Origin of the sequence: Aquimarina aggregata (assembly GCF_001632745.1) — a bacterium.
Classification (GTDB): domain Bacteria; phylum Bacteroidota; class Bacteroidia; order Flavobacteriales; family Flavobacteriaceae; genus Aquimarina; species Aquimarina aggregata.
Genome location: NZ_LQRT01000002.1, coordinates 828576 through 853830, shown reverse-complemented (window position 1 = coordinate 853830; position 25255 = coordinate 828576). Strand labels below are relative to the sequence as shown.

At 31.6% G+C, this 25255-nt stretch carries 29 protein-coding genes; 13 read left to right on the top strand and 16 right to left on the bottom strand.

What is annotated here, in order from left to right:
* Positions 1-81 precede the first annotated feature (81 nt).
* The 3 genes from msrA to AWE51_RS05535 all read left to right on the top strand — a co-directional run bounded on the left by msrA (position 82) and on the right by AWE51_RS05535 (position 1605).
* Entirely contained in the window at positions 82-639 is a 558-nt protein-coding gene (gene msrA / locus AWE51_RS05545; RefSeq protein ID WP_066310614.1) for a peptide-methionine (S)-S-oxide reductase MsrA, read from the top strand.
* 5 nt (positions 640-644) lie between these two features.
* Positions 645-1241, top strand: a complete 597-nt coding sequence (folE, locus tag AWE51_RS05540; protein ID WP_066310612.1) for a GTP cyclohydrolase I FolE — start codon at positions 645-647, stop codon at positions 1239-1241.
* Between the two features lie 64 nt (positions 1242-1305).
* Positions 1306-1605, top strand: a complete 300-nt coding sequence (locus tag AWE51_RS05535) for a hypothetical protein (protein WP_066310609.1) — start codon at positions 1306-1308, stop codon at positions 1603-1605.
* A gap of 138 nt (positions 1606-1743) precedes the next feature.
* Here the strand turns inward: AWE51_RS05535 and AWE51_RS05530 are convergent, their stop codons facing one another.
* The 9 genes from AWE51_RS05530 to AWE51_RS05490 all read right to left on the bottom strand — a co-directional run bounded on the left by AWE51_RS05530 (position 1744) and on the right by AWE51_RS05490 (position 9991).
* Positions 1744-2994 (bottom strand): NHL repeat-containing protein, encoded by a 1251-nt coding sequence (locus AWE51_RS05530; protein ID WP_066310606.1) that lies wholly within the window; start codon positions 2992-2994, stop codon positions 1744-1746.
* A 312-nt stretch (positions 2995-3306) separates the two neighbouring features.
* Entirely contained in the window at positions 3307-3504 is a 198-nt protein-coding gene (locus tag AWE51_RS05525; protein ID WP_066310591.1) for a hypothetical protein, read from the bottom strand.
* Between the two features lie 43 nt (positions 3505-3547).
* Positions 3548-4717, bottom strand: a complete 1170-nt coding sequence (locus AWE51_RS05520) for a helix-turn-helix domain-containing protein (RefSeq protein WP_066310586.1) — start codon at positions 4715-4717, stop codon at positions 3548-3550.
* A 146-nt stretch (positions 4718-4863) separates the two neighbouring features.
* Positions 4864-5385 carry a DUF6787 family protein gene (locus AWE51_RS05515; protein ID WP_066310584.1) on the bottom strand — a complete coding sequence of 174 codons (522 nt, stop codon included), beginning with the start codon at positions 5383-5385 and terminating at the stop codon, positions 4864-4866.
* Between the two features lie 31 nt (positions 5386-5416).
* Positions 5417-5845: a DUF6146 family protein gene (locus AWE51_RS05510; RefSeq protein ID WP_066310582.1), complete on the bottom strand. Its 429-nt coding sequence runs from the start codon at positions 5843-5845 to the stop codon at positions 5417-5419.
* Between the two features lie 72 nt (positions 5846-5917).
* Positions 5918-6556 (bottom strand): DUF937 domain-containing protein, encoded by a 639-nt coding sequence (locus tag AWE51_RS05505; RefSeq protein ID WP_066310575.1) that lies wholly within the window; start codon positions 6554-6556, stop codon positions 5918-5920.
* A gap of 182 nt (positions 6557-6738) precedes the next feature.
* Positions 6739-7689 carry a D-2-hydroxyacid dehydrogenase gene (locus tag AWE51_RS05500; RefSeq protein ID WP_066310572.1) on the bottom strand — a complete coding sequence of 317 codons (951 nt, stop codon included), beginning with the start codon at positions 7687-7689 and terminating at the stop codon, positions 6739-6741.
* Between the two features lie 50 nt (positions 7690-7739).
* Positions 7740-8804: a 3-phosphoserine/phosphohydroxythreonine transaminase gene (gene serC / locus AWE51_RS05495; protein WP_066310570.1), complete on the bottom strand. Its 1065-nt coding sequence runs from the start codon at positions 8802-8804 to the stop codon at positions 7740-7742.
* A 125-nt stretch (positions 8805-8929) separates the two neighbouring features.
* Complete coding sequence (locus AWE51_RS05490) at positions 8930-9991, bottom strand: acyl-CoA reductase (protein ID WP_066310569.1); 1062 nt, start codon at positions 9989-9991, stop codon at positions 8930-8932.
* A 66-nt stretch (positions 9992-10057) separates the two neighbouring features.
* On the opposite strand from AWE51_RS05490, the gene AWE51_RS05485 reads away from it, so the two are divergent.
* The 4 genes from AWE51_RS05485 to AWE51_RS05470 all read left to right on the top strand — a co-directional run bounded on the left by AWE51_RS05485 (position 10058) and on the right by AWE51_RS05470 (position 12925).
* Complete coding sequence (locus tag AWE51_RS05485) at positions 10058-10408, top strand: 4Fe-4S dicluster domain-containing protein (RefSeq protein ID WP_066310567.1); 351 nt, start codon at positions 10058-10060, stop codon at positions 10406-10408.
* A 115-nt stretch (positions 10409-10523) separates the two neighbouring features.
* Complete coding sequence (locus AWE51_RS05480) at positions 10524-11144, top strand: outer membrane beta-barrel protein (RefSeq protein ID WP_066310564.1); 621 nt, start codon at positions 10524-10526, stop codon at positions 11142-11144.
* Positions 11145-11244: 100 nt separating this feature from the next.
* The gene (locus AWE51_RS05475; RefSeq protein ID WP_066310563.1) at positions 11245-12114 is read left to right on the top strand and encodes an alpha/beta hydrolase; all 870 of its coding nucleotides are present in this window, start codon (positions 11245-11247) and stop codon (positions 12112-12114) included.
* The gene (locus AWE51_RS05470) at positions 12107-12925 is read left to right on the top strand and encodes an alpha/beta hydrolase (protein ID WP_066310561.1); all 819 of its coding nucleotides are present in this window, start codon (positions 12107-12109) and stop codon (positions 12923-12925) included. Before AWE51_RS05475 ends, AWE51_RS05470 begins: the two co-directional genes overlap by 8 nt.
* A 26-nt stretch (positions 12926-12951) precedes the next feature.
* Here the strand turns inward: AWE51_RS05470 and AWE51_RS05465 are convergent, their stop codons facing one another.
* Together AWE51_RS05465 and AWE51_RS05455 are read right to left on the bottom strand one after the other, a co-directional pair.
* The gene (locus AWE51_RS05465) at positions 12952-13299 is read right to left on the bottom strand and encodes a hypothetical protein (protein WP_317041820.1); all 348 of its coding nucleotides are present in this window, start codon (positions 13297-13299) and stop codon (positions 12952-12954) included.
* An 800-nt stretch (positions 13300-14099) separates the two neighbouring features.
* Positions 14100-15800, bottom strand: a complete 1701-nt coding sequence (locus AWE51_RS05455; RefSeq protein WP_066310554.1) for an alpha-amylase family glycosyl hydrolase — start codon at positions 15798-15800, stop codon at positions 14100-14102.
* A 261-nt stretch (positions 15801-16061) separates the two neighbouring features.
* Between AWE51_RS05455 and menA the strand changes: the two genes are divergently transcribed.
* The 6 genes from menA to AWE51_RS05425 all read left to right on the top strand — a co-directional run bounded on the left by menA (position 16062) and on the right by AWE51_RS05425 (position 22219).
* Positions 16062-16961: a 1,4-dihydroxy-2-naphthoate octaprenyltransferase gene (gene menA / locus AWE51_RS05450; RefSeq protein WP_066310552.1), complete on the top strand. Its 900-nt coding sequence runs from the start codon at positions 16062-16064 to the stop codon at positions 16959-16961.
* Between the two features lie 58 nt (positions 16962-17019).
* The gene (locus AWE51_RS05445) at positions 17020-17700 is read left to right on the top strand and encodes a metal-dependent hydrolase (RefSeq protein ID WP_066310550.1); all 681 of its coding nucleotides are present in this window, start codon (positions 17020-17022) and stop codon (positions 17698-17700) included.
* Positions 17701-18741 (top strand): o-succinylbenzoate synthase, encoded by a 1041-nt coding sequence (locus tag AWE51_RS05440; RefSeq protein ID WP_066310547.1) that lies wholly within the window; start codon positions 17701-17703, stop codon positions 18739-18741.
* Positions 18742-18753: 12 nt separating this feature from the next.
* Positions 18754-19653 carry a CPBP family intramembrane glutamic endopeptidase gene (locus AWE51_RS05435; RefSeq protein ID WP_066310540.1) on the top strand — a complete coding sequence of 300 codons (900 nt, stop codon included), beginning with the start codon at positions 18754-18756 and terminating at the stop codon, positions 19651-19653.
* 75 nt (positions 19654-19728) lie between these two features.
* Positions 19729-20832 (top strand): AMP-binding protein, encoded by a 1104-nt coding sequence (locus tag AWE51_RS05430; protein ID WP_232517345.1) that lies wholly within the window; start codon positions 19729-19731, stop codon positions 20830-20832.
* A gap of 70 nt (positions 20833-20902) precedes the next feature.
* On the top strand, positions 20903-22219 hold the full coding sequence (locus AWE51_RS05425; protein WP_066310534.1) for a M24 family metallopeptidase: 1317 nt from the start codon (positions 20903-20905) through the stop codon (positions 22217-22219).
* A 72-nt stretch (positions 22220-22291) separates the two neighbouring features.
* On the opposite strand, the gene AWE51_RS05420 is transcribed toward AWE51_RS05425, so the two are convergent.
* The 5 genes from AWE51_RS05420 to AWE51_RS05400 form a co-directional block, all read right to left on the bottom strand.
* Positions 22292-22492 carry a hypothetical protein gene (locus AWE51_RS05420; protein WP_066310531.1) on the bottom strand — a complete coding sequence of 67 codons (201 nt, stop codon included), beginning with the start codon at positions 22490-22492 and terminating at the stop codon, positions 22292-22294.
* A gap of 162 nt (positions 22493-22654) precedes the next feature.
* Complete coding sequence (locus tag AWE51_RS05415; protein WP_066310528.1) at positions 22655-22966, bottom strand: hypothetical protein; 312 nt, start codon at positions 22964-22966, stop codon at positions 22655-22657.
* A 57-nt stretch (positions 22967-23023) separates the two neighbouring features.
* On the bottom strand, positions 23024-23746 hold the full coding sequence (locus AWE51_RS05410) for a TapB family protein (protein WP_157766022.1): 723 nt from the start codon (positions 23744-23746) through the stop codon (positions 23024-23026).
* Between the two features lie 4 nt (positions 23747-23750).
* Positions 23751-24452: a VWA domain-containing protein gene (locus AWE51_RS05405; protein ID WP_066310523.1), complete on the bottom strand. Its 702-nt coding sequence runs from the start codon at positions 24450-24452 to the stop codon at positions 23751-23753.
* A gap of 46 nt (positions 24453-24498) precedes the next feature.
* Positions 24499-25128 (bottom strand): hypothetical protein, encoded by a 630-nt coding sequence (locus AWE51_RS05400; RefSeq protein ID WP_066310522.1) that lies wholly within the window; start codon positions 25126-25128, stop codon positions 24499-24501.
* Positions 25129-25255: the final 127 nt, after the last annotated feature.

Sequence of the window (25255 nt, the reverse complement as noted above, 5' to 3'; positions counted from 1 at the left end):
ACTAATGAAAAGTTAAAAAGAATAAAAAGTGTTTAATATATATGTATTTTCGTTCAACAGAAAAATTGTTTTAACATTCTTATGGGAAAAATAAGTCAAGAAATAGCTGTTTTGGCTGGAGGTTGTTTTTGGTGTACTGAAGCAGTTTTTCAACATGTTGAAGGAGTAGAAGAAGTTATTTCGGGTTATACAGGGGGGAATATTAAAAATCCAGCCTATAGAGAAATCACCACAGGTAGAACAGGTCATGCAGAGGCTATAAAACTTATATTTGATCCAGCTATTATTACTTTTAAAGAACTACTTGAAATTTTTTTTACCACACATGACCCGACTACATTAAATCAGCAAGGAGCAGATAAAGGCACACAATATCGTAGTGCTATTTTTTATACAAATGAAATTCAACAAACTACTGCAAACACAGTTATAGAAACCTTAAATAATCAAAATGTGTTTGAGAGTCAAATTGTTACGCAAGTAACAGAATTAGGACCATTTTATAAAGCCGAAGAGTATCATCAAAATTATTACAATCAAAATAGTAGTCAAGGGTATTGCCAATTTGTAATAAACCCAAAACTTAGTAAGTTACAGGAGAAATTTAAGACCAAACTAAAGAAAGAAATACAGAAATAAATACTATGCCATATAGAAACTTTGAAGAATACAATATAAAGGTTACCGATGATGTCAAAGACAAGTTTGAATCTATTATTGAAAACTTGGGTGAAGATACTACAAGAGAAGGAATCGTGAAAACACCAGAACGTGCCGCTAAAGCAATGCAATTTCTTACTCAGGGTTATCATCAAGATCCTGCAGAAATCCTAAGAAGTGCTATGTTTAAAGAAGGATACGATGACATGGTAATAGTTAAAGATATTGAGTTGTATTCATTATGTGAACACCATATGTTACCATTTTTTGGAAAAGCCCATATCGCTTATATACCTGATGGACATATTGTAGGGTTAAGTAAACTGCCAAGAGTTGTAGATGTGTTTGCTAGACGTCTTCAAGTACAAGAAAGATTAACACACGACATTTTAGAATGTATTAATAATACCCTAAAGCCAAAAGGGGTAGCTGTTGTGATTGAAGCTTCACATATGTGTATGATGATGAGAGGGGTTCAAAAACAGAATTCTGTTACTACAACTTCTGGTTTTAGAGGTCAGTTTGAGAAAATTGAAACTAGAACAGAATTTTTAAGATTGATTACATCGGATCTTACATAAATTTTTTGGAATACTCTTTGCTTTATTTATTGTATATTAATCTTAATTGAATTTAACCAAAAATATGGCAGATAAGAAATACAAAAAATTAGCGCTTAGCTTATTGTTTGATGGACTGGGTATGGTAACGTATGTAATCCCAGGCATCGGCGAGTTCGGAGATGTACTCTGGGCACCTTTATCAGGCTGGCTAATGACAAGAATGTATAAAGGTAATATCGGTAAAGCAGCTGGTGTTTTTACATTTGTAGAAGAGGCTTTACCAGGTTTTGATATCGTACCCACTTTTACTATAATGTGGTTGTATACCTATGTGTTAAAAAAGGAAAAAGCAGATAAAATAATTGATATCGATATTTCTTAATGCTACTGCTTTTTTTGTCAATACATAAAATTTTATAGGTTTAGAAAATAGACTTTAGTGTCGTTTCAAAAATTAAAATTACATTATACAAGAAATAAAGACTGCCATAAACGACAGTCTTTATGATCTATTTTTTTATTAGATTCTTTTCATTATTATTTTTCTGATGGCTCCAATTGCGTCTGTTATATATACAATTTTACCATCTGGAGTTGCTTCTATTCCATTTGGGTTTTTAAAGGTGGCTTGAGTTGCAGTTCCATTATTTTGACCTTCTTCACCAGTACCAATAGTATCAATGATATTTCCTTCTAAATCTAATCTAAACACTTTATGCTCCTGCCATCCGGTAATGTGTAAATGGTTATTCGCATATGACATATGACCAATAGAAGCAGGTGTTTTTGCAATTTCAGTTAAGGTATTATCAGTATCAACTAAAAATATTTTTCCGTCTTTAAAATTTGCAATATAAATATTGTCTCTATCTTTATCATAGGTCAAGCCTACAGGTCCATTTAATAATGGACTGGAGATAAATTCTTCGACGGATCCTTCTTTGATTTTGAATATTTTTTGTACTGCAAAAAAAGTATTGTAAATGTCTCCATTATTTGTAATTATAATACCACCTCCACCTACTAAAATTGGATTGTTAATTAAGATAGAATGATTGCCGGATGCATCAATTTTGTTAATGTTTGTACTTTGGAAATTAGTTACATACACTGCATTGTCATCACTTACAGTACAACCAACCGGAAAATTCATAGCATTAGATAGCTCGATGGCATTTCCATTTGTATCGATTTTATAAAGAGTTGATGTATTAAGACTACCTCCATTAACGTATAAATTTAAATCTTTGTCAATTGCAATATCTTCGGTTGCTTTAATAGTTCCAGATTTTAGTTTTAGTGTTGTGACTACTGTTTCGTTTTTAAGTTGAAAGTTTGTTTTACCAGTATGCAATATGGTATTCTGTTTATTGTCACGAATAAGTAGGTGAGGAGTATAGTTGATACCTTCTGTAATAGCAGTTCCTTCACTATCTAATAATATCTCGTCTATGTTTAAGTTTACTATTGCTTCGATTTTTATTTCATACAACGCTTCATCGGTTAATTGCACGGCTTCTGTTTCTGTAATAGATTGATTCTCTTTTGTAAATAAAATATGAAGCGTTTCTATGTCAGATACCCCGTTCGAAACCTGAAACTGAAAACCAATATCCCTACTGTTATTATTATTTGCAATATCATTTACAGTGATTTCTGAGAATTCGATAGTATCTATATCCGTAGAAGGAATTGTTTCATCATCGTTTTTATTGCAGGCTATGAAAATAAAAATGATAAATATTGAAGTAATAATGATTTTAATATTCATTTTATAAAAGTTTAGGTTTTAAAGTAATGATCAACGTGCACGAAGATTTGTTTTGAAAATTCTAAACAAATAAAATAAAGAATTGATTGGGTTGCGGCTCAATTTTAGAAGTTGGTACCCTTTTTAAGAATTAAGTATACGTGTATCTTTTATACCCGTAATAATTACTTCTATTAAGTATAAAAAAATATGTGTTAATGAAGTTCTACCAAAAAAATAATAAGAAGGATTGCGGCGTTGACAGAAATAAAGATTAAAAATATTCTCCCAAAATTAAATTGACAGAATATTTTTAATCTTAAAGGTCATTTTTCAATTTTTGAAAAATGTACAAGTTCCATCTGGTTTGCAAGTACCTTGATAACAATATTGAATGGATCCGTTAGAATAAGCACAACATTTATCTGGTCCAGCACAAAATAATCCGTTTAATCCTGATGCTCCTTTAATGTTTTTTTTAGCATCTCTAGAAAGATGAACAATTCCTTTTAAGTTTAAGATTTCTTTCATTTTTTTATTTTATTGGTTAATACTTAACAAATGAAATAAAAGTTTAATTTAATTTAGACCCGATTTCAGAAGTTGACACTTGTTTTTGGGTCAAAAATTCACTTGGGGTTATAGATGTATGTTTTTTAAAAATTCGATTAAATGAAGTTTTACTATTAAAACCTACATCGTGAGCTATTGCTATAAGGGTCAAGTTTTTATATTCGGGTAAAACAACTCTTTTTTTAAATTCATTTACTCTATATTGATTTATAAAATCATAAAAATTTAAACCTAATTCTTTATTAATTTGGTCTGATAAGGTATGAGAAGGGGCATTCATTAGACTTGCTAAATCATGAAGTTTTAGTTCAGGATTTAAATATGGTTTTTGATTAAGCATAAGATCTAATAATTCATCAAGATGTACTTGTTTTTTAGAAAATTTAAGCTTTGTTACCTTATTTTTCTGAAGTACAAATAATAACCTTTCTGGTTGTTGAATAGTTATTATAGCGATTACAATTAAGAATAGAGAATTTAATATGTGGATATATATTTCTAATTTATATATTTTGATATGATAGTTGTAATCAATGATAAAGAGAGACATATGCGTAATTATACACAGTCCAAAAATGTATGTAATAAGTTTAAAACGACGCAAGTAATTAATAGTGGTATCAGATAAATTATTTTTTAGTGTTTTAATTTTTGTATTTATTAATCTAAATGCTATAAGTACATAAGCTAGCGTAATTGACTTTTTTAACAAAACGCTAATCAATATTGTAAAACTGAGGGTGTAGTTTTCTTGGCTATAGATATACGGAATGGCTTCTATTTTTTGATATGCTGGCAGATTGATATAATCCCAATTTCCTGTAAAAAATAACAAATAAAAGAAAAACGAAAGATGAATAAAGTCATACCACTTCAAACCTCTATCCGGTGAAATTAAAAATAAGGTGTAGAAAAAAAATAATGGTCCAATAAGCCCATTAAAAGAAAAAAATAGAAGAGTGATATGTGCAAATTGATAATATAGTCCAGAAAAAACGATGAAATTCTGAAAAATAATAAGACTTTGTGCCAATAATAACGCAAATAAAAACAGATTGGCTTTTTTAGACCCTTTTCTTAAAAATAATAAGTTTATTGCAATTAGAAATCCTTGAAAGGTACCAATGCCAGTAGCTACAGATGCAAATACATCAGACTGTCCAATTTCCATCTTTTTTAAATTAATATATGACTGACAGGTACTAAGCTATAAAAAAGATAGATTTTTAAAGGAAATAAGACAGGATAAAAAGTAAATATTATGAGATCATTAAAAATATGCCTACTTCAATAAACATACACTATTGATTAGCGGATTTAATCTTTAAGAAATCTAGCAAATCCCATTCTACTCAACATTTTCTTTTCAAAATTCCAGAAAAACTTAAATTGACCAAAGAGCCAACCAACAATTAGCAAAAGTATTTGGTAAATTGGAAAAATCAGCAATATTCTAACAGGCCAATACAACCAACCCGTTGTTGTAGATTTATTAAGACCTATAAAAGAAATTATGGGGTCAGAGATTCGTGCGGCTGTAGAACCTGTAATCGCAAATACCATAAAAATAGCAATTAACTCCCAGCGATATGTAACGACCCATCTAGTTTCGAGTATTTTAAAAAGTTTTAGGGTGATAACCAATAATAAGGAAGCAAAAAATATGGTTAACGCAATAATAGAAATATTGTATATGGTATCAGTTTGAAGATATCCAAATGATTTTAATATAGACTTGCCAATCAAGTAACCCGAAAATAGCAAACTAGTTAACCCAAGAAACGGAAAAAGTAGTTGCCAACCGGATTGTATTTCCCAGCGATCTTTAAATTTTTGCATGCAGCAAAAATACAATTAAAAAATAGTCAAATCAAAATCGACCGCCCCTAGTTGCAATAAATCTTTGTCTATATCGCTGTTCAAAAAAGCGAAAGTAATTAAAGAGTAAATAATTTACTTCATAGCCGTAACTTATGTTTTGTTCGTAATTTATTTGCTGCATATATACGTTTGGATTAAATCTTTGTGGTTGTAAAACACGTTGATTAAATTCAATTACATATTGACGGTTTCTAATTTCTAAAAATCGCTCTCCATAAAAACCTCTAGGAGGTTGAGTGACTAACCATTGAGTGAAACCGGGTTCAATAATAAGAATTTCGTACTCTAGGCTATCATTGGCAATTCGTAAGGTATCTGAAGTAGTATCAATTGAAGCCGTATCCATATCTTTTGTCTTTGTTGTGGCACAACTAGCAATAAATAAAGCAATTATACATGCGTAAATAAGGTATTTCATTATTCCAATTTATTTCAAAATACAAAAAAGCCGAAGAATTACCCTCGGCTTTAACCATTATTTAGGATTGTATTATTTTCCAAAAAGTCCTCCAAGTAGACCTCCAAGTCCGCCTTTTTTCTGTCCACTACCACTTAATAGCATTCCAGCAACATCATCAAGTACGCTACCATCTCCGTCAGCATCAAGAAAAGACTCTATAAGGGATTGTTGCTTAGATCCTTGTCCACCACCAGATAGTGATCCAAGAATATTTGCCAGACCGTTAGAATCGCTTACATTATTTTGGGACGCTTGTTTTCCTAGAACTCCCATAAGAATAGGGGCCGCCACCTTAAGAATTTGACCTACAGAACCTGCATCCATTCCAGCTTTTTGACTTAAAGCATTTTCTACTGCTGGTTGTTTACCACCTAGAATATGCCCAAGAATTCCTGCACCATCATCGGTTACACTTTGATCTACGCCTCCTTCAAATAAGCCACCAAGATTATCTAATATTCCTCCTGAGTGTTTACCTGAGATTGCATTTAATAATCCAGAAGCTCCCTCTGGTGTTGAAGCATTACGTTGCATAGCTCCCATTAGAACAGGCATGGCCATACTTAATAAATTTCCTGTTTTATCGGCTGATTGTCCAGTTTGTGAACTTACACCGCTAATAATCTGCTTACCCATTGGGCTATTTAAAAGATCTAAAATTCCAGACATGTTAGTTGTTTTTAATTAGTACATCTAAATTTACACTTTTATAACTATGATCGAAAGAAAGGAATGGTATTATTTCATAAAATCAAGATGAAATACTTGTTTTGCTGTTAAAATACACAAAGGCACTATTTTCAACAGAAAATAGTGCCTTAAAAGGTAATTTTGATTTTTATATTTTATAATTACTGTAAAATAGTAATTATTTGATCTGCTAGTTCTTGACCAATACGATCTTGGGCTTCTCCCGTTGCCGCACCAATATGTGGGGTTAATGATACTTTAGTATTCATTAACACTTTAATTGCCGGACTAGGTTCATTTTCAAATACATCAAGTCCTGCAAAACTTAATTTCTCTTTTTCTAAGGCATCTACAAGTGCTACTTCATCAACTACACCGCCTCGAGCAGCGTTTATAATCCCAGCACCATCTTTCATTTGTTCTATTTCAGGTTTTCCAATTACATATTCCTTTTGCGCAGGAACATGAAGTGTAAAGAAATCTGCTTTTTTAAGAACTTCTTCTTTAGAAACTGTTTTAATTTTGAAAGTAAGTGATTGTCCGTCAAAAAATTCAACAGGAATCTCAACTTCTTCGATATATGGATCATATGCGATTACATTCATTCCAACACCGATTGCAATTTTTGCTGTTGCCTGCCCAATTCTACCAATACCAATAACACCAAGAGTTTTACCTCTTAATTCTGTACCGCCAGCATATGCCTTCTTTAAGTTTTTAAATTTACTATCTCCTTCTAGTGGCATGTTACGATTAGCGTCATGTAAAAAACGAACACTACCATACAAGTGAGCGAAAACTAATTCGGCTACAGATCCCGAAGAAGCTGCCGGTGTATTGATAACATGTAATCCTTTTTCTCTAGCATAGGCAACATCAATATTATCCATACCTACACCACCACGACCAATAATCTTTAAAGAAGGGCAATTATCAATAATATCTGTTCTTACTTTAGTGGCACTACGTACCAGTAAAACAGAAATTTCATTTTCATTGATATAGTTTACTAACTGATCTTGAGCTACAGTTGTAGTTAAAACTTCAAAACCTTTATTTTCTAATGCGTCAATACCACTTTGAGATACTCCGTCGTTTGCTAATACTTTCATTAGTTTTTATTTTAAATCAATTCTGCAACAAAGCAGAGTTTTATATATTATTACGCTTTTCTTTCTAAATCTCCCATGATATCTACAAGAGCGGCAACGCTTTCCATTGTCATGGCGTTATACATACTTGCTCTATATCCACCAACACTACGATGCCCATTAACACCATTTATACCAGTTTCTTTACACATTGTATCAAATGTTTCTTTTAGATCTTCGTTTACTAGTGTAAAAGTAGCATTCATATTAGAACGATCTTCTGTAGCTGCGAATCCTTTAAATAAAGGGTTTAAATCTATCTCAGAATAAATAAGTTTTGCTTTCTTTTCGTTCAATTCTTCAATAGCCGCAACACCACCTAGTTTTTTAAGCCATCTAAGTGTGAGCATAGATGTATATACTGCAAAAACAGGAGGGGTGTTAAACATACTTGCTTTTCCTAAATGTACTTTATAATCAAGCATAGAAGGAATTTGTCTTTCAACCTTGCCAAGTATATCTTCTTTGATAACCACTAAGGTAGTTCCTGCCGGACCCATATTTTTCTGAGCACCTGCATAGATTAAACTAAATTTTGAAAAATCCAATTGTCGTGAAAAGATATCACTACTCATATCACATACCAGAGGAGCATTAGACGAAGGAAATTCTTTGATCTGTGTTCCAAAAATTGTATTGTTACTTGTACAATGTAAGTAATCCAAATCTGTTGGAATTTCGTATCCTTTTGGTATGTAATTAAAATTAGAATCTTTAGAAGAAGCTATTTCTGCAACTTCTCCAAAGAGTTTTGCCTCTTTAATTGCTTTGTCACTCCAGCTACCAGTATTTATATACCCTGCTTTAGTTTGCAATAAGTTGTAAGCAGCCATCAAAAATTGTGTGCTCGCACCTCCTTGTAAAAATAATGCCTTGTATCCCTTACCCTCAAGGCCCAATAACTCTAAAGCCAGACTTCGGGCTTCTTCCATGATATCAACAAAATCCTTACTACGATGTGAAATTTCAATAATGGAAAGACCGGAGTCATTATAATTTAATACAGCTTGTGAAGCTTCTTTAAATACTTCTTGTGGTAAAATACAGGGTCCAGCGCTAAAATTGTGCTTTTTCATCAGTAGTTTTTATGATTATTTAATATTCCAGTTATATAATTTTTTGACCCATTAAAGTGAGTTAAAAAAACATCACAAAGGTGCTAATAATCTTATACAATTTCATTATCAAAATGATAAATTATTTAGCTAATTTTTGACAAAAATTTAATTATATCGATGCCATCAGCATAATCTGAAAGTTTTGGACATTGTGTTTCTCCAAAATTCACACTATTCTCTATTATATTATCACTAATGATACATTGTATTTTATCTTTATCTAGCTCTAATTTTTCGGTTAGTTCACTTTTAGAATTATATGTTTCATAAAATAATGTAGCTATCGGAGAAGCGTAGCTTTCATCTTCTTTTAACATTAAAAAACCATTTTCAAGAAGCTTATAATTACTCATTAAGTAAACAGCTTTATTATAATCGTAATTATTGGCATATTTAGCACCATTAATAATATCATTGTATGGATATAAAGCTTTAAAAAATTTATCGAAATCATACCCTTCAGGAATCATTAATTTTGAAACACTTCTGCATCCCAAGCCATAGTATCTAAAAATATCTTCTCCTAAACTAGTAAGTTGTGATTCTGTTTCTTTTCCTGTTAGAATTGCTACAGAATTTCGATTTTGACGAATAATATTTGGAACTTTACCAAAATAGTAATCAAAATATCTCGCCGTATTATTACTTCCGGTCGCTATTACTGCATTAAAATCTGTTAATCTCTCTTTGGTAAAAGAGATATACTCTGCAAATCTAGGCTCTATTGCAACTAGATATGAAGCTAAATAAGAAAGCAATTGATCATCATTTGATGATTGTTTAGCTATTATTTTGTGTCCAGAGAGCAATACTGATATAAAGTCATGAAAACCAACCAAAGGGATGTTACCAGCCATTATTACGGCTATAGTTTTTGGATTGTTATGCTCTAAATTGTACACTGAAACCCAATTATGAAGCTTTTCCTTTGTTAGGATATCAGCCCATTGTTGAATTGAAAAAAGAACGTTTTCTACTGTAAACCAACCATTATAATGATGTGCAGACATAATTTTATTGTCCATTCCTTCAAAAAAATCATCATTCTTTAAAACGGTATTAATCTTCTCATTACCAGTAGTTTTAAATTGCTTTAAGAAGTTCCCTAATTCAGAAAAAGCATGGATTCGATCATTTAATAACATTTCTTATTTGTTTATCACTAGTTTACAAGTTATTTTTGTGTTGCAAATTTAGAATAAAAAAGAGCTATGGCAATTATAATAACAGACGAATGTATAAACTGTGGTGCATGTGAACCAGAATGTCCAAATACTGCAATTTATGAGGGGGCAGATGATTGGAGATATTCTGATGGCACAGATTTAGAGGGAGATGTTGTTCTTCCTGGTGGTAAAGGAGTAAATGCAGACGAGGCACAAGAACCTGTAAGTGATGAGCTTTATTATATTGTACCTGATAAGTGTACAGAGTGTAAAGGATTTCATGAGGAACCTCAGTGTGCTGCTGTATGTCCAGTTGATTGTTGTGTACCTGATGAAGATGTTGTTGAAACTGAAGAGTTTTTACTGGAGAAGCAAGCATTTATGCATAAAGAATAAAATATTGTACTGAAGAACATAAAAAACCTATCGTATGATGGGTTTTTTTATGGGCATGTTTTAAATTTTACTATTTTCGTCCTACAAATACAACCTCAAATCTAAACATGATATTATGAAAAAAATAGTTTTTTTTATTTTCTTAACCGCTCTTTGTACATCTTCTTATGCTCAATATCGCTGGGAAGTGTCGGCAGGCCCAACTTTTTCTAGTCTAAGTCTGGATTCTCCTACTGCAGTTTCAGATGGTACGGGAACAGGTTTTTATGTAAATGCTGGCTATGGGTATGTTACAGGAGTAAGGGCTAAAACAAGTTTTGTTTTTTCGCTAGATTTACTTCAAAGAAATACAGAGTTAACAAGTCGTATTGTTGATCCTGAAACAACTTTAGATGTTAAAGTACTACAAATTGGTTTAAACCCAAAATTTAGATATTTATTTGGACAAGGAAAAGATAGGTTCCGTGCTTTTGTAAATGTTGGGCCATCTTTTAGAGTAAATGCAAAATTCGAAATAGGAGATGTAGAACTTGATGATGAACAATTTGAAAAAATTGTTATTGGTGGTGTTTATGGAGCAGGATTTTCGCAGATGGTAGGTGAGATGTTTGATATTATGGCTGAAGTAGGAGTGATGAATGATTTTGTAGACAATCTTGTTGATACGGACAGTAAGTTTTTTGATTACTATGCAAGAGTAGGTGTTCGTTTTAGAATTTACGATGCAAGACGTTAGATAATCATAAAATATAAATTAAGATCCTGCCTTGGCAGGATTTTTTTTATACAATTAACTTTAATTTTTTGTAAATTAGTTACTTACAAAAAGTGAGCGTATGCAAAATTGGGGATACATAGTTGTTATTTTTTTGGTAGCATATCTTATTGCGAGCATAATTTTATATTACTTACAAGAATATTTTATTTTTAAACCCGAAAAGCTAGACAAAGATTTTCAGTTTCATTATAATAATCAAACTGTAAAGGAGTATAACTTAGAAACAAGAGACGGAGCTATAATTAATGGTTTGCATTTTAAAGTAAACAACCCAAAAGGGGTAGTTTTATACTTAAAAGGAAATTCTAAAAGTATAAAAGGTTGGGGCAAGTTTGCAGTAGATTTTACTAGGCATGGATATGATGTTATAATGTTAGATTATCGAGGCTTTGGTAAAAGTACTGGTAGACGTTCTTTTAAGGCTATTAAGAGAGATCTTCAGTTTGTGTATTCCAAGATCAAAGAAAAAGTTAATGAGAAATACATCATTTTATATGGTCGATCTATGGGATCTGGATTTGCAGCAAAATTAGCATCTATCAATAACCCTAAAATGTTGATTCTTGATGCGCCATATTACAGTTTAAATAAAGTAGCAGCAAAGTATATACCTTTTATGCCGATATCCTTAATTATGCGATACCCTATTCCCACGTATAAATGGCTTAAATACGTAAATTGTCCGATTCATATTATTCACGGTACACAGGATAAGTTAATTCCTTTTAAATCCAGTATTAAATTATCTAAAATAAGACCTAAACTTACTCGTTTGTATACGGTAATAGGAGGGGGGCATAAAAATTTAAATAATTTTGAGTCCTATCATAAAATGCTAGGAGAGATTATTAATTCTAAAATGAAACGCCTTAATCTTTCTGATACGAGTATTAGAGTATTACATTCATCTAAAAAATTAAATGCGTAGATTTAAAAAGATAGTATACTGGTTAGTACTTTTATACATAGCTGCTCTTTTAGGGTTGTATTTTTATCAAGAAAAAGTCCTTTTTCAACCCCAGGAGTTACCACAAAATTATACCTATTCATTTAAGAATAATTTTAATGAGTTTTTTTTAACTGCTAAAGATGAAGTAGCTCTTAATGGAATTCATTTTAAAAGTATTTCTCCTAAGGGGGTTGTTTTATATTTCCACGGAAATGCAGGAAATTTAAAAAGATGGGGAGAAATTGTATCACTCTTTGTAGACAAACAATATGATGTGATTATAATGGACTATAGAGGGTACGGTAAAAATAAAAGCACTATTACCGAAAAAAAATTATACACCGATGCTCAATTATTTTATAATTATGCCGCGGAGAAATATTCTGAAAATGATATAATTGTTTATGGACGATCACTTGGAACAGGAATAGCTGTAAAAATAGCTTCAGAAAATCATCCTAGAAATCTAATACTAGAAACACCTTATTATAATCTTAAAGATGTAGCTAAAAACTGGTTTCCATATTTTCCTGTCGGACTACTTTTAAAATATAAGATTCCGTCAAATCGATTTATTCAAAACGTTAGATGCCCAATTGCCATTTATCATGGAACCAATGATAAAGTAGTACCTTACAGTTCGGGAAAATTATTATTTGAAAGTATTCCCGGATCAAGTAAAGAAATGTTCACTATAGCTAATGGATCACATAATAACCTAAATACGTATAATGAATATACAATGACTATTGATAGGGTACTAAATAATCGAATCGGTAAAGGATATTAAAATTTATATTTCTAAAAAAATATAGTTTAATAGGCCATAAGGGCATCTCTATATTCTCTTAAATCAGAAATATTCATTTTATTCTTAACACTTTTAGTTAGGGCTACCATGTATTTAAGGCTTTCTATTGGATCGACTGTTTCTTCCTTTGCGGTAGTAGTACCTTCCTCTTCTTCGTCTATAGGCTCGTCATCTGGTATTGGTATAAGAAAAGAGTCATTTTCTTCAATGTGTTCATACGTATACCTCAGTACCTTCACTACTAGAGGTATTTGTTCTTCTAAAGCATATTCTCTTAACTTTTTTAGATCGTCTATCAATGAATCAGTATTGATTCCGTTTGCATCAAGATCAACTAGGATCTTATCTATCAATTTGATTGCCTTTTTATTTTCCAAAGGAGTAAAATTATGTGGTGTTAAATAATAATCAGTGCAAATTTAATTTTTTCCTGAATTATGTCGCCATCATTATGATTTTTTATTTAAACAAAGTTGTTTTTTTCTGTTTACAATTATTTAACATAATTACGGTTTTTTAAATAATTAACTGATTATCAATTATTTACAACGGTAAAAGGGGTAAAATGGTACTATTCCAGCTAAAGTTTGAGGTAAAACCGTAACCGCATATGCCTCAAACCTCTTTATCTTTGACAGGTATTCCAATTACAATTTTTCCCTTACTTTTTTTGTTTTCCCCAACACTTACCTCCTTAATCCTAAGGAGGTAAGTTCTTCTTTGGACCTTTCGTAATTCTCCTAGAGGAACAACTTATTCTAGAATTTCATAATTTATATTTATAAAAAAACCTTATTTTAAAGGGTGTACAAGCATGTTGTATAAAATTAACAAGTCTGTATCAATGTCGTAATTCATCATCAAAAATGTTATATAGGTAATGAATACCAATTTTAATATTCATATTTATACGCATAAATGCTTTGTAAAAACTTTTCAGTTGTATTGCATTTTTTTTACTTAATTCAAATCTACAGAAATCTAAAATCATATCAATTACGGAAACCCATAAAAATTTTAAAGTTAAAAAGAGTCTAAATAATAATTTACACATTTAATAATTGTTACTCGTACATATGTATGATCTAACAACAAGTAAAACGCCAAAATCTAAGACTTTGGCGTTTTACTAATTCGACATTGTTAGTAATATTTATTTCTTTGCTGCTAATAGTACAATAGTAAAGTCAGAATTAATTGTTACGCTATTTTTGGTTACTATAGCTTCTTCGCCAGAATAGTGATCAACTAATACTGTACCTTCAGGAAAAACAGCATTAATACTTAATGTTTTTTGTCCTTTGGAAAGATCAAGACCTATAATTACTTGATCAGAAATCCCATTTTTATTATAACTTCTTGAAAAAGTATATGGTGATTTAGAGATCATTTTATGTTTTCCAGCGCCAATAGAGGGATGAAGTTTTCTAAATATCCCTAATTTTGACCAGTGATTATATAATTTTTTAGTACTGGCTACGGTAAGTGAATCCCAATTCATATTGGATCTAAGAGTAGCGTCACCTATAGTACCTTCGACAACAAGTGATCTCGCGGTTTCATCACCATAGTACACTTGCGATATTCCAGGTGTTAACAATAGCTTTGTTGCTGATTCATAGGTTTTGGTTCTGTCTTTGTCAAAAGGCGATCCGTCATCATGAGAACTTATGTAATTCATGATACTTTTGCCTACTAGATTAGTGTTTAAAACATCACTATATTTTTTGAACAAACCTTCATAGTCTTTTTGGGCTGCATCATATTTAAATTGAAAATTTATTAAGTTGTTAAATCCGTGAGCAAAGTAATCTACTTTACGATCTCCAAAATCATAATACCTTTTTCCATCTATTCCATATCCATACAATTCTCCTATCATATAAAACTCATTGTCATCTAGAACTTTCTCAGGGTTTTTTGTTTTCCATTCTTTGAAAGCTGATTTTGCTTGATCAGCAAGTACGCTCCAAGCTCCTTCTTCGACATGTTTCACGGTATCGACCCTATATCCATCTATACCTAACTCTCTTATATAATCTGTAAGCCATTTTATAATGTAGTTTTTTGGAGATCTCTTTAAACCTGTTTTCACAAAAAAGACATCTAATTCTGCAAGTTCGATTTCTAATCGCCCTTCTGATTTCCATTTATTTATAAGCATTTCTGGTAATTCGACTTCTTCGTCACTTTCAGTTTTAACATCGGGTAGGTTTTCGACTAAAGTGCAGGTTACTGCAGAAGTATAATCTTTATAGGTGCATTTTGGTGCCGTACGCACCCATTTTTCGGGCCATACAGGATCTTTTTCTGTAACAGGCCCTGTATGATTTAACACAACATCCATTAAGACGCGTATACCATTTTTATGAGCAACTTCTATTAACTTTTTAAGATCTTTATAGGTACCGTAGTTTGGATCCAATTTGGTCCAATCCTTTGCCCAGTACCCATGAAACGCATAAGTATTTCCGGTACCCTCATCAACACTTTCATGAATTTGTTCGACAACAGGGTTAAACCATAATGCATTAATTCCTAAATCATTAAAATAACCGTCTTCTATCTTTTGTATAATCCCTTTTATATCTCCACCTTCAAACCCTCTTAGTTTTCCTGTTTCTTTGGTTCTATCAAGGACACTATCATTTGTTAGATCACCATTATAAAATCTATCTGTTAGAAGAAAGTACACATTGGCGCCTTCCCAAACAAAAGAGTTTTTTATAGCTACGGTTTCGGATTCCTCTTTTTCGGTATCAATTGCCGGAGTTTTGTCTTTTTTTATTTCACTTTTACAAGAAATGGTTATGTATAAAAGTAAAAAAACTGTAGTTTTTAGTAATTTCTTCATAAGAATTTAGTGGTTTGAAATGCTAATCTATAAAAAGTATGGATAAGTTAGAATGATAAGTATATGAGAAATTCGTAAAAATAATTTAGTCGATTACAGTTTTAAAATGTTAGGCATTTCCTAGGAAGGGGTTTTCTATGCCTTAGAAAAGAAGGTGTTTCAAAGAAAGAAATTTATAGTATAAAGTTAAAGTAAAGAATAGATGCAATTTAGTTTTATTTTTTAGTAAAATACTGTTCCTTTGAAGACTAAATTATTGAAATGACTAAAATCAAAGCTTGGGTTTCGGCGGCAAGACTTCGTACCCTTCCTTTATCAATATCGGGAATTATTGTAGGTTCTTCTTTGGGGAATAATGATTTTTTTAATACTAAGATCTTTTGGCTTGCAATTGCAACAACTTTAGGACTTCAGATTTTATCGAATTTTGCAAATGATTATGGAGATGGTGTAAAAGGAACAGATAACGAAGATCGAGTAGGGCCGACTAGAGCATTACAAAGTGGTGTCATTTCCAAAAAAGAAATGTTTAAGGGTATTGTCATAACATCTATTATTGCACTTTTATTTGCTATTACTTTAATTTATGTCTCTTTTGGTGCTGCTCATTTTTTATACTCATTAGTTTTTTTCGTTTTAGGGATTACTGCTATAGCTGCCGCCATTAAATATACCGTAGGTAAAACAGCGTATGGATATCGTGGTTTAGGAGATGTATTTGTATTTATTTTCTTCGGGTTGGTTAGTGTAGTAGGGTGCTATTTTTTATATACAAAAACCCTAAATATATTAGTTGTCCTTCCAGCAATAACTATAGGTTTATTAAGTACTGCAGTCTTAAATCTTAATAATATGAGAGATTATGAAAGTGATAAGAAATCAAATAAAAATACTCTGGTTGTTAAAATAGGAGTAAGCAAAGCAAGAAAATATCACTTTAGTTTGATTGTAGTTGCAATGATTACGATACTTTCTTTTTCTATACTTAAATATAGTTCTCCAATTAATTTATTGTTTCTAGTCGCGTTTATTCCGTTAAGTATTCATCTAAAAAAAGTTAAGGATACAAATGATACCAAATTGTTAGATCCAGAACTAAAAAAAGTGGCTTTAACAACTTTTTTACTAGCGATCCTATTTAGTCTGGGTCAGATTTTATAATTTAGATTAACATAATTTGTAACAAGTCTGTGTTAAAAAAGTTTAAATAGCTTCTCAAATGGAAATCACATTTTACGGTCACAATACATTATTACTAGAAATAGGAGATACTAAGGTACTTATAGATCCATTTATTACAGGAAATCCATTGGCCAAAGATAAAGTGACTCTAGATAGTATTAAAGTAGATTATATTTTGCTCACACATGCGCACCAAGATCATATTTTGGATGTAGAAGAAATAGCAAAACAGAGTAATGCAATTATCGTTTCGAATTATGAAATTGCGACCTATTATCAAAATAAAGGGTTTGAAGTACACCCTATGAATCATGGTGGTAATTGGAATTTTAATTTCGGAAAAGTAAAGTATGTAAATGCGATACACACAAGTAGTTTTCCTGATGGAACTTATGGGGGTCAGCCTGGTGGATTTGTAATTGAAGCCGATTCTAAAACCATTTACATAGCAGGAGATACAGCATTAACAATGGATATGAAACTAATTCCTTTGAGTCATAAGATTGATCTTGCGATATTACCATTAGGAGATAATTTCACAATGGGGGTTGATGATGCTATTATAGCAAGTGACTTTGTTGAGTGTAACAAGGTTTTAGGCGTACATTATGATACATTTGGATTTATTAAAATTGATCATAAAGAGGCAAAACTGAAATTTACAGAAAAGAATAAAGATTTAATATTACTAGAAATAGGAGAGAGTATCAGTTTGTAAATGAAAGCGACTTATCACAAATACATTCTTAATTTCAAAAGACCAAGTGGTACTTCTAGAGGTGTCTTAAAGACTAAAGAAACATGGTTTATTGTTATTTCTAATGACGACACTAAAGGTATAGGAGAATGTGGAATACTAAGAACGCTTAGCATAGATGATCGACCAGATTATGAAAAGAGGTTAAAATGGACATGTGATAATATACATCTAGGAGAAAAAACACTTTGGGAAGCATTAAAAGAGTTTCCTAGTATTCAATTTGGAGTAGAAATGGCTTTTAAATCTTTAAATAGTGAATCTCCATTTCTATTGTTTCCGTCCTTTTTTGTTAAAAATCAAGACTATATACCTATTAATGGATTGATCTGGATGGGAGATAAGGAGTATATGAAAGAACAAATTTCAGATAAACTGAGTCAGGGATTTGATTGTATCAAAATGAAAATAGGTGCCATTGATTTTAAAACAGAATTAAATTTATTAGCTCATATTAGAGAACAATTTTCTGCAAAAGATATAGAATTGCGAGTAGATGCAAATGGAGCTTTTACTGCAAATGATGCCTTAGGTAAATTGGAGCGATTAGCAGACTTTGATTTACATAGTATCGAACAACCTATAAAACAAGGTCAATATCAATCTATGAAAATCTTATGTAGTAAAACTCCTTTACCTATCGCCTTAGATGAAGAATTAATTGGTGTTTTTGATGTAGCAGAAAAAGAAAAATTATTAAGAACCGTACGACCACAATATATTATTTTGAAACCTAGTTTAATTGGTGGTTTTAAAGGAACCAAAGAGTGGATCAATATTGCAGAATCTTTAGGTATTGGTTGGTGGATAACAAGTGCTCTGGAAAGCAATATAGGATTAAATGCCATAGCACAGTTTACATATACACTACAAAGCAAATTGCCCCAAGGATTGGGTACAGGCGGTCTGTATACTAATAATTTTGAGTCCCCGTTAATGGTTCAAAATGGAACCCTAACCTATAATCCAGCATTGGATTGGGTCGTTAAATATTTAAATTAATAAGAAACATATATGTTTATAGAACAAGGAAGAGAAGGAAAATTAGGAATGTGGAAATATATTCCGATACCATTAGGATTTTTTGCACTTATGGCATTTAACTATTTAGTGACTACAATGACAGATATGGATACAAATGCCGCTATGGAACAACAGATTGATCTCATCGGTAAAAAAGGGTTATTCTTGCTTTTATTGGCTCCTTTTGTGGTTTTTTTAGGTGGTTTGTTGTTTTGGGTAAAATTTGTGCATCAACAATCGATAAAATCTCTTACGACGTCTAGAAAGAAAATAGATTGGAAAAGATTTTTTTTCGTTTTTGGTCTTATGGCTGCCTTTATAATTATTTCTATTGGAATTAGTTATTTTGCGAGCCCCGAAGATTTTATAGTAAATTTTGATCCGGTTTCATTTGCGGTACTATTTGTAATGGCTATAATTTTAGTTCCAATACAAACAAGTTTTGAAGAATACCTTTTTAGAGGATACTTGATGCAAGGTTTAGGACTAGCCACAAAAAGTAGAGCAGTAGCTTTAATTGTTACTTCTGTAACCTTTGGTGTAATGCATCTTGGTAATCCAGAAGTAGAAATGCTAGGTCCAATGATCATGGTGTATTATATTGGTACTGGTTTGTTTTTAGGAATAATGACACTTATGGATGAAGGCCTTGAATTAGCTTTAGGGTTTCATGCTGCAAATAATTTGATTACAGCACTGTTAGTTACAGCAAACTGGACGGCCTTTCAAACAGATTCTATTTTGGTTGATATTTCTGATCCCACAGAAAGTGCTGGATATGAGATACTATTTCCTGTATTTGTTATCTTCCCTATATTTTTATTTATCTTATCAAAGAAATATAAATGGACTGGTTGGAAAGACAAGCTTTTTGGTACTGTAAAACAGTAACATATTTATAATATAATTTTTACAGTTTGATAACATAATTATCTGTAATATGGTAGAAATTTGGGTATGCAAATCATGAATACATTTTCTATCCCCGAAATACATGAAGATTTTACGATTAACGGAAAAACTGTAGACGTTGATCGCCTTAAACGTATGTCTCAAAATCTTATTAAAACAGGTGAGGTGTATGAACAAGAAGTAGGACATTTTTTGTTAGAGTGGTTAAATGATAAAGATTATATCGTTGTAAAAACTTCGGGATCTACAGGGAAACCTAAAAAGATTAAAGTATATAAAGCCCATATGGTAAATAGTGCCAAAGCTACTGGTAAGTTTTTTAAAGTAGAAGAAGGAACTACTGCACTTCTTTGTCTATCGGCTAATTACATTGCAGGTAAAATGATGTTGGTAAGAGCATTAGTGCTAGGATGGAAAATTGATATTTTACCTCCTAGAACAAACCCTTTGGATAATGTATACAAGCAATATGATTTTTGTGCAATGGTTCCACTACAATTAGATAACTCGCTTAATAGGCTTCATTTGATTAAGAAGCTTATTGTTGGTGGAGGAACAATTTCAGAGCATTTAAAAACATTAATACAAGGGGTCAAAACCAAAATTTTTGAAACATATGGTATGACCGAAACAGTTTCTCATATTGCAGCTAGAAGGGTAAATTCTAAGAAAAGAGAAAAAAAGAGTATCTACTTTAAAGCATTGCCAAATATTACATTGGGGGTAGATGATAGAAATTGTTTGGTTATTAAGGCTCCATTGTTAAATAAGGAAACTATCATTACAAATGATGTTGTTGAATTAGAGACTTATAAAAGGTTTCTCTGGAAAGGTAGGTATGATAATGTCATTAATAGTGGTGGAATAAAACTCTATCCTGAGCAAATAGAGACCAAATTGCAGCTTCTTATCGGTCATCGTTTTTTTATCGCAAGTATACCTGATGACGCTCTAGGTGATAAAGTTATTTTGATTGTTGAGCGTGACTATGATAAAATTGCAAAATTAGCATTGCAAAACGGTCTTCAAAACCTCAAAAACCTTACTAAATACGAAGTGCCAAAAGACATATATTTTCTCCCACAGTTTATCGAAACAGATAACGGTAAGGTGCAAAGAATAAAAACGCTAGAATTAGTTGTAAATATGAAGCACTAGTTTTAATAGCTGTATCTGTTTTTGTAGTACCTTAGTTTCTTCTTATAATTAATGATTCACAATTGTCAAAATGAAGAGACTACTTATTCTTTTAATGTTTATACAGACTATTTCTAACGCTCAAATCCTTCCACAAAGAGAACGAGCGGCTGTTATTGATATGGTCTTAGAGGATCGATTTAATAATCTTTTACCTCAATTAATGGATCGCACTAACTTTGATATGTGGATCATAATATCAAGAGAGTATAATGAAGACCCGGTGCTTAGAACTATGTTGCCTGCAACATGGTTAAACGCCAGAAGGAGAACCATTCTTGTTTTTTATAGAGATAAATCTAAAAATACAATAGAAAAATTAGCAGTTGCTAGATATAATGTTGGTAAAAATATTGAATCAGCTTGGGATAAAGAAAAGCAACCAAACCAATGGAAGGCTTTAATGCAAATTATTCAAGATAGAAACCCTAATAAAATAGGTATTAACTTTTCTAAAGACTTTGGAATTGTTGATGGTGTTGTAAAGACGGATTATGAAGAATTTATACAAGAATTACCAGAGGTCTATAAAAATAAAGTTACCTCTGCAGAAAAATTAGCCATTGCTTGGATAGAAACTCGTACGTCTCAAGAAATTGAAATTTATAAAGACCTTGTAGACATAACTCATACTATTATTTCTGAAGCCTTTAGTACAGCGGTTATAAGACCAGGAACCACTACAACTGATGATGTAGTTTGGTGGTTACGACAAAAAGTAACTGATATGGGGCTAAAAACATGGTTTCATCCTACGGTTGATATTCAACGAACTGGGGAAGATTTACAAAATCATATTGTTTCTTTTTCGAATAGACCGAAGGATAAGGTGATCCGGCAGGGAGATCTTATTCACTGTGATTTTGGTATTACGTATTTAAGACTAAATACGGATTGTCAGCAACATGCTTATATTCTAAAAAATGGAGAAAACAAACCACCAGTATTTTTGGTTAATGCTTTTAAAGATGGAAACAGAATTCAAGATATTTTTACTGCTAATTTCGAAACTGGTAAGACAGGAAATGAAATATTAATTAAATCATTAGAGCAAGGTAGGGCAGAAGGACTTAAACCTGCCATATATACACATCCTTTAGGTTTATATGGGCACTCATCAGGTCCGACTATAGGAATGTGGGATTCACAAGAAGGTGTGCCCGGTACAGGAGACTATCCTTTGTTTGAAAATACAGTGTATGCTATCGAATTAAATACAACTGTTACTATTCCCGAATGGAAAAAAGATATTCGAATTATGTTAGAAGAAGCAGGGTTCTGGGGAAAAGAAGGGTTTAAATACGTAAATGAAAGACAAACAGATCTAATAACTGTTCCTAAACGATAATACAATTAAAATCAGAGCTAACTTTGCTAAAGTTAGCTCTGATTTTAAAATTCTTACTTTTTGTTGTTTTTTTTAGAATGCACAAAGATCAGGTATATAAAGATCCTCTCCATTATTGTTTACTGTTACACCACAACCACCGCAAGCGCAATCACTATCTCTCCAGCAAGGCTGAAATTGAGGGCAATTGGCAAAAAATCCTGCGTTAATAGCTTTTTGTTCTCCTTTTTTAAGGATAGTAACACTGTCTAAGTTTAAAATGTTCTTAATCATTACATGAAATTTAGATGTTAATTTTGATTAGTTTCCCTTACTAATTTTGAACATACCTAAATATCGTTTTTTTGTTGACCGAAAAATAGTCATTAAGGACACAAGTTGTTATACTTTGTTCTTGACATTTATAAATTTAGACTTCATTTTTACTAACCTAGATTAAATAAATTGTTTGATTAGCAGTACTATACTTATTCCACCAAAAATAATCCCCCAGTATTCCATCTTAATCCAGAATAAACTATGATTTGGCTTTAAAATAATTTCTTGACCAGTATTTTTGTCAATAACAGTTCTACCTTCTGGTTTATTCCATTTTTTACCCATAATCCAACTAAAAATTCCAGCAATAAAAAGTCCAATGACTAATGCATAATCTCCTTGTTCTTTTGGTATGAAATTTAAAAGCACTACATAGACAATGACTAAAATTATAAGAGAAAGGAATCCCCTTCCTGACCATACTATCATATCGTTTTTGTTATTTGTTACTACTATTTGTTTGTTTAATTGAAGATTTCTTTTTTGCTATAGAACTTTTGTGAGTTCGTGGTAACCGATTAGTTTACCTTTTTTGTTATATGATTCTGATCGCACAACCATAACATCATTATAATACCATTCTACTCCTGATCCTCTTATATTTAAAATCCCGAACTTTGATTCAAAATCAAAAGTTACTTTTTTGCACTTATATGTTCCCGCTGGGGTAGTAATTTGTTCTTCTCCTACAATCTCTCTGTTTAAAACATCAAAACTTAGTGTAACCAAAGTAAAGGTATTGTCTTCATTATTGATTTTAATATTTATTGTTCCATCATCAAGATCATCTCCTGGTTTCATTTGATATGGAAATTCAAGTACATCTCCATCAATCTTAATGTTAAGGTTGTTTTTGTTGTGTTCTGATAGTTTATCAAAATCAAAAAACCGCAACATATCTACACTAAACAGGCCATTATTACATTTTACATTGTAATCTGTACTATACTTGTCTTTATTCTTATTATCAACTACTGTTGCTTTGATTACAGCATTAACGATACCATCTGTAGAAGGTGATATAGCTGTAGTTTCGTGGCGAGTGGTACCTTGTAGTTTTCCTTTTTTGTTGTAATCGGTATATTCTAAAACTGCTCCGACTTTCATAAAAGGTACTGCGTTACAGTCTTGTGCTTTTACCTCTGTATAAACAATACATTGCAATAGAAGTAGGAATATTACCGTTTTGATTGTGATCTTGAAATTCATTGTTTTACATTTTGGATGTAATAAATGTCCCATTATTTTCTTGGGCTAATGTGCGCATAAAATTATGATCTGCGTCTTCTCCAAAAGCAATTGTATGAATAATAACATTGTTAGTATTGGTTTTTCGAATTTCTTCTAAAACTGCTTCTGGCCCCCCATTAGGTAACCCATCACTCATTAAAACAATTTCTTGTACTCCTGGTGTTGATATTGCTTCGATTAAACCTTTGGCAGTATTAGTTCCACCGCCGGCTTTAAGGTTTTCAACAAAAATATTAGCAGAAGTTCGGGACATATTACTAGCTACTCGAAGCTCTATAGATTGTTTGGTAACATCATTATTATATGCAAAAACTGTAAATTTCTTACCATCGGGTAACCCTTTAATAGCAGGAATTAATTTTCGTTTTACAGCACCTAATTTAGTTGCTTGTTTGGTTACTTGTTTACCTAGTATATTGCCAATTTTGCCCCCTATGGCATTACTTACTACATTGCCAGCTTTATTACCGGCTTCTCGCATTACCTGATCTTTTATTGATCCTTCATCTATACCTTCCATACTACCTGAAATATCAATAAGATATAAGGTGTTTTTAGTTGAAGTTTCGATACCAAAAAATTGATCTGATTTTTTCATGACATAGCAAGACTGAAACATCATAAATACAGTACAGATTGATAGTAATAATTTTACTTTTTTCATTTCCAAATTTTAAATATAATTTATGTGTAATAGGGGATAGTTTTTATTAGTTTATATCGTTTAGAACTCCTAGTTTTATTTGATCTACTGCTTTTTTTAATTGCTCTACAGGTATACTTTGTCCTTCTAGAGAGACAATAAAACGTTTTGAAATTAAAAGATCGATTTTAGAATTTAGGTCATCACTATAGTCATCTTCTTCTACTTCCTCTATAGCTTTATACCCATTAATTTTAGTTGATTTTTTATAACCTCTTTCACTTTGTTCTTCAAAATCACGAGCAAAACCTAAACGTGCCAGGGTAATCATTGCACTTCCTGTTTCTCCGGCTCCATCCATAATTGATAATGAAATAATATTTCCATTTTCGTTTTCATATTCTGCTTCTGCCATTGCTACATCTGGCATAAATTGATTTCCTATTGTAAAGGTCTTTCTTGTAAATCCAATCAATTCTTCTGATAGCAGGGCTTTCAGTTTTTCGTTAGATATCGGTGTTGCTTTCAGAAGTTTGTCATTTTCTTCTTCTAAATTTTCAACTTCTTTGGCCATTTTATTAAGATCAGAGATTCCTTCAATAGCATCAAGTAATCCAGGCTCTTTGTCTTTGCTTTTATCCTTTCCACAGGAAAAAAATAGCGTTATGAAAATTAGGATTAAGAATATTTTGTTCATTATCTGTTGTATTTTAATAAGTTGTTTAATAGTAGTTCTTAGAACTAAATTAAACCTTAAATGAACAGAAATACGAGTAAATGAGAATTTGGGTAGTAGTTTTTAGGAATACAAGAGTTTTGAATAG

Bases quoted from the DNA above. Each gene is read 5' to 3' on its own strand.
- AWE51_RS05500 (WP_066310572.1), bottom strand. From the start codon at position 7,689: ATGAAAGTATTAGCAAACGACGGAGTATCTCAAAGTGGTATTGACGCA.
- menA (WP_066310552.1), top strand. From the start codon at position 16,062: ATGACTAAAATCAAAGCTTGGGTTTCGGCGGCAAGACTTCGTACCCTT.
- AWE51_RS05475 (WP_066310563.1), top strand. From the start codon at position 11,245: ATGCAAAATTGGGGATACATAGTTGTTATTTTTTTGGTAGCATATCTT.
- AWE51_RS05510 (WP_066310582.1), bottom strand. From the start codon at position 5,845: ATGAAATACCTTATTTACGCATGTATAATTGCTTTATTTATTGCTAGT.
- serC (WP_066310570.1), bottom strand. From the start codon at position 8,804: ATGAAAAAGCACAATTTTAGCGCTGGACCCTGTATTTTACCACAAGAA.
- folE (WP_066310612.1), top strand. From the start codon at position 645: ATGCCATATAGAAACTTTGAAGAATACAATATAAAGGTTACCGATGAT.
- AWE51_RS05470 (WP_066310561.1), top strand. From the start codon at position 12,107: ATGCGTAGATTTAAAAAGATAGTATACTGGTTAGTACTTTTATACATA.
- AWE51_RS05485 (WP_066310567.1), top strand. From the start codon at position 10,058: ATGGCAATTATAATAACAGACGAATGTATAAACTGTGGTGCATGTGAA.
- AWE51_RS05405 (WP_066310523.1), bottom strand. From the start codon at position 24,452: ATGAAAAAAGTAAAATTATTACTATCAATCTGTACTGTATTTATGATG.
- AWE51_RS05490 (WP_066310569.1), bottom strand. From the start codon at position 9,991: ATGTTATTAAATGATCGAATCCATGCTTTTTCTGAATTAGGGAACTTC.
- AWE51_RS05420 (WP_066310531.1), bottom strand. From the start codon at position 22,492: ATGATTAAGAACATTTTAAACTTAGACAGTGTTACTATCCTTAAAAAA.
- AWE51_RS05525 (WP_066310591.1), bottom strand. From the start codon at position 3,504: ATGAAAGAAATCTTAAACTTAAAAGGAATTGTTCATCTTTCTAGAGAT.
- AWE51_RS05535 (WP_066310609.1), top strand. From the start codon at position 1,306: ATGGCAGATAAGAAATACAAAAAATTAGCGCTTAGCTTATTGTTTGAT.
- AWE51_RS05445 (WP_066310550.1), top strand. From the start codon at position 17,020: ATGGAAATCACATTTTACGGTCACAATACATTATTACTAGAAATAGGA.
- AWE51_RS05440 (WP_066310547.1), top strand. From the start codon at position 17,701: ATGAAAGCGACTTATCACAAATACATTCTTAATTTCAAAAGACCAAGT.
- AWE51_RS05425 (WP_066310534.1), top strand. From the start codon at position 20,903: ATGAAGAGACTACTTATTCTTTTAATGTTTATACAGACTATTTCTAAC.
- AWE51_RS05480 (WP_066310564.1), top strand. From the start codon at position 10,524: ATGAAAAAAATAGTTTTTTTTATTTTCTTAACCGCTCTTTGTACATCT.
- AWE51_RS05520 (WP_066310586.1), bottom strand. From the start codon at position 4,717: ATGGAAATTGGACAGTCTGATGTATTTGCATCTGTAGCTACTGGCATT.
- AWE51_RS05430 (WP_232517345.1), top strand. From the start codon at position 19,729: ATGAATACATTTTCTATCCCCGAAATACATGAAGATTTTACGATTAAC.
- AWE51_RS05410 (WP_157766022.1), bottom strand. From the start codon at position 23,746: ATGAATTTCAAGATCACAATCAAAACGGTAATATTCCTACTTCTATTG.
- AWE51_RS05435 (WP_066310540.1), top strand. From the start codon at position 18,754: ATGTTTATAGAACAAGGAAGAGAAGGAAAATTAGGAATGTGGAAATAT.
- AWE51_RS05400 (WP_066310522.1), bottom strand. From the start codon at position 25,128: ATGAACAAAATATTCTTAATCCTAATTTTCATAACGCTATTTTTTTCC.
- AWE51_RS05455 (WP_066310554.1), bottom strand. From the start codon at position 15,800: ATGAAGAAATTACTAAAAACTACAGTTTTTTTACTTTTATACATAACC.
- AWE51_RS05505 (WP_066310575.1), bottom strand. From the start codon at position 6,556: ATGTCTGGAATTTTAGATCTTTTAAATAGCCCAATGGGTAAGCAGATT.
- AWE51_RS05415 (WP_066310528.1), bottom strand. From the start codon at position 22,966: ATGATAGTATGGTCAGGAAGGGGATTCCTTTCTCTTATAATTTTAGTC.
- AWE51_RS05515 (WP_066310584.1), bottom strand. From the start codon at position 5,385: ATGCAAAAATTTAAAGATCGCTGGGAAATACAATCCGGTTGGCAACTA.
- AWE51_RS05530 (WP_066310606.1), bottom strand. From the start codon at position 2,994: ATGAATATTAAAATCATTATTACTTCAATATTTATCATTTTTATTTTC.
- msrA (WP_066310614.1), top strand. From the start codon at position 82: ATGGGAAAAATAAGTCAAGAAATAGCTGTTTTGGCTGGAGGTTGTTTT.